The 4,696-nt window shown below is 60.1% G+C and carries 4 protein-coding genes; all 4 read right to left on the bottom strand.

What is annotated here, in order from left to right:
- The coding region (locus ABYW26_RS10790) for an FHIPEP family type III secretion protein (RefSeq protein WP_372604859.1) at positions 1-840 on the bottom strand (840 nt) is incomplete at its 3' end.
- Entirely contained in the window at positions 840-1,415 is a 576-nt protein-coding gene (locus ABYW26_RS10785) for a transglycosylase SLT domain-containing protein (RefSeq protein WP_372604858.1), read from the bottom strand. The genes ABYW26_RS10790 and ABYW26_RS10785, both read right to left, overlap by 1 nt.
- 198 nt (positions 1,416-1,613) lie before the next feature.
- A complete protein-coding gene (locus ABYW26_RS10780) occupies positions 1,614-3,788 on the bottom strand; it encodes a tetratricopeptide repeat protein (RefSeq protein WP_372604857.1) in 2,175 nt (724 codons plus the stop codon).
- Positions 3,785-4,651 (bottom strand): flagellar motor stator protein MotA, encoded by an 867-nt coding sequence (gene motA / locus ABYW26_RS10775; RefSeq protein WP_372604856.1) that lies wholly within the window; start codon positions 4,649-4,651, stop codon positions 3,785-3,787. The genes ABYW26_RS10780 and motA overlap by 4 nt, the downstream gene beginning before the upstream one ends.
- Positions 4,652-4,696 lie beyond the last annotated feature (45 nt).

Here is a 4,696-nt window from a genome sequence, read left to right as displayed (position 1 = left end):
GTAGCGGCCCAACTGTCCGATCAGCGCCAGATCAGCGGCCCCGGTTGCGCCACCCCGGGCCAGCAACAACGCCGATGCGATCGAGATAATGACCGCCGGAATCTGGCTGACCAGCCCATCGCCGACCGTCAAAATCGCATAGGTTTCAAAGGCATGACCCAATGGCATATCGTGCAGGGTGACGCCGATCACCAGCCCCATGATCAGGTTCAGCAACGTGATCAAAAGGCCCGCAACCGCATCGCCTTTGACGAATTTCGACGCCCCGTCCAGCGACCCGAAAAACGTCGTTTCGGCCTGCTCGCGTTCGCGGCGAGCCTTGGCCTCGGCGTGGTCGATCGCGCCAGCGGACATGTCGCTGTCTATGGCCAGCTGTTTGCCCGGCATCGCGTCCAGCGCAAAGCGGGCGCCGACTTCGGCCATCCGCGCGGCGCCCTTGGTGATGACGACGAAATTGACGATCAAAAGCACACCGAAAACCACAAGGCCGATCAGGATATTCCCACCCATCACGAACTGGGCGAACCCGTGAATCACATCGCCTGCCGCGTGCGTGCCGGTGTGACCCTGACCGATGATCAGCTTGGTCGAGGACACGTTCAGCGACAGCCGCAACATTAAGGTCGCCAACAGCACGGTCGGAAACGCCGAAAAATCCAGTGGCCGCTCGATGAACAGCGTGACTGTGAAAATCAGGATCGCCAGCGCGAAAGACACCGCCAGCCCCATGTCCAGAACAAAGGCCGGGACCGGCAGGATCATCATGACGATCACCGCCATCAATGCCAACGCCAGCAAGATGGTCGGGCGGAACAGGTCGCGCAGGGTCAGGTTCGGCATTAGCCCTGCCCCGGATTCGGATCAAATAGGCTGCGGACTGACGCGCGCCCCAAAGGGACAAGCGACCCCATGCGGCCCGCCGCCTCGGAACGCACCAGCAATGGAAACCGGTTCGAGGGCTTTGCCGCGCGGTCATTTTCTTTGGCCATGGCGCGCGGCGGGGTGTCGTTCAGCGCAGCCGTGCGAAACCTGTCAAACCGCTGGCGATAGCGATCCGCATATTGCTTGGTTCGGGAATGATAGGCGCCTGCGGCCGTGCTCCAATCACCTTTTTCCTGAAACAACTCGGTCAGGAATTTCGCCGCATATCGCGCGTTGGTCTCGGGTTGGAACATTTCGTGGATCGAGGCGAAATTCTTGCCATGCCACCGATAATTCAGTTGAAAACAGCCGACATCAAAGCTGCGCGCCCCGCGCTGGTAATTCTTCAGCACATAGGCTTCGGCGGCCTCGGCTGTTTCGAACCAGACGCCCTTGCCCTCCATATTGACCGTCCAGGGCCAGGGGCGCATGGCGCCGTCTTGTTTGCGCCCGGTCTCAGTCAGGGAAATCGCCGCCAGAACTGAAACGGGCACGCCGGTTTCCGCCGCCACTTTGCGGGCGGCTGTTTCGCACAGGACAGAGGCGTCGGCATTGACCCGCGCGGGGCATGCCATCGCCAATGTCGCAGTCGTCATTACTGTGAAAAACAGTCGAAGAATCATGAACCTCGTGCCGTTCTGGCACCTCCCGCATGGATAGGTTCACGCTAGGCTTTCAGGGTTGATGATTGGTTACCAAGCTGGCGCAATCTGAACGGTCGAGACCAAGTTTTCAATGACCGTCCGCGATGCGGTGGCCTGCGCCAAACGTGCTTGCGCGCCTGCGATCGTTTTATAGCCGACACTGCCATCAGAACGGATTTCAAGTTTCAAACCCGCGAACGGCTTTTCGGCCTCATCCCCGACCTCAGCCACAAGCGGCCAATCTTTGGCCAACCAAGCGGAGAAAGCCAGTTTGGAAACATCCCCTGCCCGACGAAAACTGGCTGTCGCAGTATCGGGATCGCCGAGGTCCAGACTGGCCCGCCCCCGAACCACATCAGCATTCGGCGAAGCAACGCCAGCTAGCCGTCGCAAGGCCGTTTTTGCGTCGCCTGATCGCAGTGCGATTTCCGCCAACAAAACCCGCGTCTCAGGCTCGTGATCTGCCGCAAGCCCCATCAACATGTCCTCGGCATCACTTAAGAACCCCAGCGCAAGATATCGCTGACCTAGCGCAAGCTGTGCGTTGGGCGACAGGGACTGCGCGAATTCGGGGCGGCGCAACGTTTCTGCCTCCCTTAAAAAAGCCAGATCCTCCGCCTTGGTCGCCAATAGGATAGCAACCCGATCACTGGCGCCACCAACATTCAATCGGGCGATTGCCTCGGGGAAATGTCCGGCCAGCGCGTATCCCAAAGCCATGACGTTTTGCGCCTTTTGGGTCAGATCAAGGGCGCGATAGTCATTTGCAAAGGCGTCAATCGCTAGCAAATCATCCAAACTCGGCGCCAACCCGCGCTCGACTTGCGAGGCGAGCCGCGTCAATAACGCCTCGGCCGTAGAGACCGGGTAATCAGACGACAGGGTCTTCAGGTTTTCCTCTGCGTGTTCGGCGCGGCCCTCGGCCAGATCCAGATCGGCGCGCGCGCGTTCCAGTCCGGCGCCATGGGGACCATCGGCGCGGGCCACCGCGTTTTGCAGCCTGGTTGCGGTCTCCGTATCACCCTGCGCGACGAACCGCTGCGACAGGGGGGCAACCAGATGGCGGCGTAAATTCAGCGGCAGTTCGGAAAATGCCGTCACCACGGCGCCAGTGTTGACCGGCGGAAATGTTGGCAAGTCCGGATGGGCCAAGACCGCCCACAGGGCAACCGGGCCATCACATTCCAGCTGCGTCAGGAACGGGTTGTATAGGTCGGGCGGGTCGCCGTCCAATATTCGCGCCAGTGCGATCAAGACGCGCCTGTCATCAAGGTCGTCACCGAATTGTGCGGCCACCGCCCGTGCTTCAGCGCCGAAACCAAGCGCGAGATAGACCCGCACCAGTCGCAGCGCCGCGCCACCGTCCACTTGGTCGAATTCCCCGATCAACGATGCCCGCGCCTTTGCGATGGCATCTGCCGCGTCACCATCCAGCCAATCGGAAAACCGAAACATGTCGTCGGACAAACATTCAGCTTCGATTACAGGCGGCGGGTTTCGGCCAGTGGTCCTTGCTGCCTCATCCTTGCTGGTCCGGATGGCGATTCCCGGCGTGGTGGGGACGGGCGGCTCGGGTGGAATTTTTACGGGGTTTTCGGAAACCCCTGCGACCGTTCGTGTTTCTTGAGCGGCTTCAGGCAGCGTCACCTGAACCAGCCCCTGCGACCCGGTGCGGCCCAACTGTTTTACCAACATGTCGCGCAGCTCGGCCGTTTCCTCATGCTGAGGGGGCGGTGCGGCAGTGACCACAGCGGGCCCGGAAGACATTTCCGTGTGTCCATCCGGGAGGGACCAAAAGCCGGGGCGGTCAATGACGATCGGCAGTGTCGGCACTGTATTTTCAGGCGGCTTCTGCACAGCGCTTTCATCCGCGCCGTCAGTGATGTCGAGGACCAGCTTTCCGCCCGCCAACATCTGAGTTTCGACATGGCAATCGCAACCAAGAGTCAGATCGATCCCGCCTTCGGGAGAGAGCATAATTTCCTGCAAACGGTCGCGCGGAATATAGCGGAACACTTGTGACAGGTCGAAATCGACATCAGTGCGGTCAATGGCCAGATGATAGCCGGTATCCGTGCGACTGAGATCCCAGTCAGTCGTACGCGGAAAATTCAGAACCAGACGGGAGAACCCATCATGTTCGCCGGACCGCACGGCGATGGTTTCCGCGCCAGCGGGCGCCGCCGCGAACAGGGCGAGCAGGATCAGCGCGACCAGCCTCACGCAGCGTCCTTCGTTGCTTTCAACGCGTCTTCCAATTCGGAAAAGCTGGGGCGATTGTGGCTGGGGGTGTTTTGGCGGCCGACCTCGATACAGATATTGGCGGCGTGATTGTAAAGATTGGCCACCAGAACCTCGCGGATCAGTTGGTAGAAATGGCCGTCTTCCTCGATCACGGTTTTGACTTTCGCCGCGAACGGTCCGACCAGACCATAGGCCAGAAACACGCCCAGAAACGTCCCGACAAGCGCGCCACCGATCAGTTTGCCCAGAATTTCCGGCGGCTGGTCGATCGAGCCCATGGTCTTGATCACCCCAAGAACGGCGGCGACGATCCCCAGCGCCGGAAGACCATCGGCAACCGTTTGCAAGGCATGACTGGCGTGCAGCGCGTGATGCAGACTGGCCTCCATCCGTTTTTCGAGAACTTCCTCGACCTGATGCGGATCGTCGTAATTCATCGAGACCGAGCGTAGCGTGTCACAGATCAGGTCCACGGATTCGCGGTCGGACTGGATCTTGGGATAGCGCCCGAAAATGGCGGACTCGCGCGGGGATTCGATATGTTCTTCAAGGCCGACGGGATTTTGCCGCGCCAGTCGGATCAGTTCGAACAGCAGGCACAGAAGATCGCGGTAATCGGCGGGCTTCCATTTCGGGCCGCGAAAAACCATTCCCACGGCTTTGATCGTGTGCTTGATCGACGAAAAATCGTTGCTGATCACAAACGCCCCGACGGCGGCGCCGCCGATGATGATGAACTCATGCGGCAGCGCGTGCAGGATAATGCCCAGCTTGCCGCCGGCCGACACGTAGCCACCGAAAACCATCACGAAAATCACGATGATGCCGATAATTCCGATCATGAGATCACCTTTAAAGCTGCGTCCGGTGCCTGACTGTCGCAGCTG

Origin of the sequence: Actibacterium sp. (genome assembly GCF_041584535.1) — a bacterium.
GTDB lineage: Bacteria > Pseudomonadota > Alphaproteobacteria > Rhodobacterales > Rhodobacteraceae > Actibacterium_D.
This window is presented reverse-complemented; position numbering and strand designations above follow the sequence as displayed.